Annotated in this window: 3 protein-coding genes; all 3 read left to right on the plus strand. The window is 64.9% G+C overall.

Features of this window, described 5'->3' with window-relative positions; all coding sequences use genetic code 11:
* Positions 1–132 precede the first annotated feature (132 nt).
* From MKK88_RS03250 to MKK88_RS03260, 3 genes are read left to right on the plus strand one after another with little or no spacing between them, the layout of a single operon-like run.
* Positions 133–642: a siphovirus Gp157 family protein gene (locus MKK88_RS03250; protein ID WP_243997159.1), complete on the plus strand. Its 510-nt coding sequence runs from the start codon at positions 133–135 to the stop codon at positions 640–642.
* A 2-nt stretch (positions 643–644) separates the two neighbouring features.
* Positions 645–1,322, plus strand: a complete 678-nt coding sequence (locus MKK88_RS03255; RefSeq protein ID WP_243997160.1) for a trna delta -isopentenylpyrophosphate transferase — start codon at positions 645–647, stop codon at positions 1,320–1,322.
* Positions 1,319–1,744 carry a recombination protein NinB gene (locus MKK88_RS03260; RefSeq protein ID WP_243997161.1) on the plus strand — a complete coding sequence of 142 codons (426 nt, stop codon included), beginning with the start codon at positions 1,319–1,321 and terminating at the stop codon, positions 1,742–1,744. The genes MKK88_RS03255 and MKK88_RS03260 overlap by 4 nt, the downstream gene beginning before the upstream one ends.
* Positions 1,745–1,847: the final 103 nt, after the last annotated feature.

Raw genomic sequence — 1,847 nt, forward strand, 5'->3', positions numbered from 1 at the left:
GCTCGCCGTGCTGTCGGTCAAGCGCAAGCACGTGCCGATGTGGCTGGCGCTTAGCGCTGCTCGGGCCGCCGAGATTTTGAAGGATGCCGCTGACGGCGCGCGCGCCGTGCGACTGACGGGAGGACGGATGCAATGACCGCCCCCGCTCGCATCCCGCTCCATCAGGAGATGGCAACGGCTTCCCGCGTCGCCGTCCAACTCATCGCGGTCGGCATCGATGAGAGCGATCCCGACTTTCTGGAACTGATGGCTTCCGAGACTGACGTGTTGGAACGGCTGCGCCGCATTCTGCGCGCCGCTCGGCACACTGAGGCTCAAAGCAAGGCTCTCGGCGAGATCCAGACCGAGATGCGGGAGCGCAAGACTCGCCTCGACAAAAAGGCCGAGAGCCTGCGTGGCGTGGTCCTACAGGCCCTTGGAGAGCTTGGGCTGAACAAGCTCGACGCGCCGGACTTCTCGGCCTCTGTGGGCGCTTCTAAGCCGTCTGTGGTCATCACGGACGAAGCGGCCCTGCCGGACGACGTGTGCGCCTTTAAGCGCGTGCCGTCGAAGACTGCCATTGCGGCTGCCCTCGCTGAAGGCCCGGTGGCCGGCGCCAGCCTATCGAACGGTTCGCCATCTCTCACAATCAGAACGAGGTAGCCATGAGCGCCGCCAAGATCCGAGAAGTGCTGGAACGCTACGGCGAGACCTACGACACCCGCAAGGGTGGGACAGTGTGGGAAGTCCAGGGCACACCAGTCATCTCGCACAAGTGCCTGGAGCGTGTAGCCGCTCGCGCCGGCATCGCCTTTGATCTGCCGACGATCCTGCGCGCCGAACGCGACGAGGCGGTCATCATGGTCGCCGGCAGCCTCGACAAACGACGCGAGTGGTCGATCGGCGAAGCGCTCGTCAACATCAACTACCGCGTCTCCGGCAAACAGGCCGCCTACGTCTACGCCATGGCGGAGAAGCGCGGGAAGGACCGCGTGATCCTCAAGCTCGTGGAGCTGCACGGGCTGGCCTACTCGGAGGACGAGGCGGACGACTTCAAGCAGCCGTCCACCCAACCCGCACCGCCGGCCGATCTCCGCAACGTCCACGACCTGCACACCAACGGCAAGCCGATCCAGCGCAACCGCTCGCAAGAGATCGCGGGCGAAATGCTGACTTCGCTCTGGCGGATCGCAGGCGACAAAGCTGTGACCCGCTGGCTGGCTCTGGATGCCGTCAAACGCGATCTGGATGCCTTGGACGAGACCGACCGCGACCGCGTGCTCAATCTGGCCGAGGAGCGCCGTGAGGCTGATCCCGTGCCGGTTGCGGAAGCTGCGCGATGAGCAAAGCCACCCTGATCCTTGCCAACGCCGCCGTGCGTGATCGCGCTTTGCGCTGGGTCGCCACGGCGCCGGCCGGCACCCGCATCGAGTTCCGCGAGCCGCAGCGCTCGTTGGACCAAAATTCAAAGCTCTGGGCAATGCTAACCGATGTTGCGCGGCAGCACGAACACTATGGCCAGCGCTACGAGCCGGATGCGTGGAAGATCCTGTTCCTGACCGCCCTCGGCAAAGAGCTGCGGCTAGCGCCGGCCCTCGACGGTAAGGGCGTCGTCTCGCTCGGCACATCGTCATCCAAACTCAGCAAGTCTGAAATGTCCGATTTGCTGGAGTTTATCGCGGCGTGGGGCGCGGAGAACAGGATCGTCTGGTCTGACCCCACCCTAGCCCAGGATGCCGCGAGCATGGGGAGGGTGGCCGCGTGAACATGCACATCATCCCCGGAAAGAAAAAGCGGCTTCGGAGCGGCGTGTGCGCCTACTGCGACCGAAAGGTGTTCCCGGCGGGATCGCCCGAGGCACGGGCTAA

This window comes from Methylobacterium sp. E-005 (assembly GCF_022829725.1).
Taxonomy (GTDB): Bacteria; Pseudomonadota; Alphaproteobacteria; order Rhizobiales; family Beijerinckiaceae; genus Methylobacterium.

Excerpts from the sequence above, each read along its gene's own strand:
- MKK88_RS03250 (WP_243997159.1), top strand. The coding sequence starts at position 133 with ATGACCGCCCCCGCTCGCATCCCGCTCCATCAGGAGATGGCAACGGCT.
- MKK88_RS03255 (WP_243997160.1), top strand. The coding sequence starts at position 645 with ATGAGCGCCGCCAAGATCCGAGAAGTGCTGGAACGCTACGGCGAGACC.
- MKK88_RS03260 (WP_243997161.1), top strand. The coding sequence starts at position 1,319 with ATGAGCAAAGCCACCCTGATCCTTGCCAACGCCGCCGTGCGTGATCGC.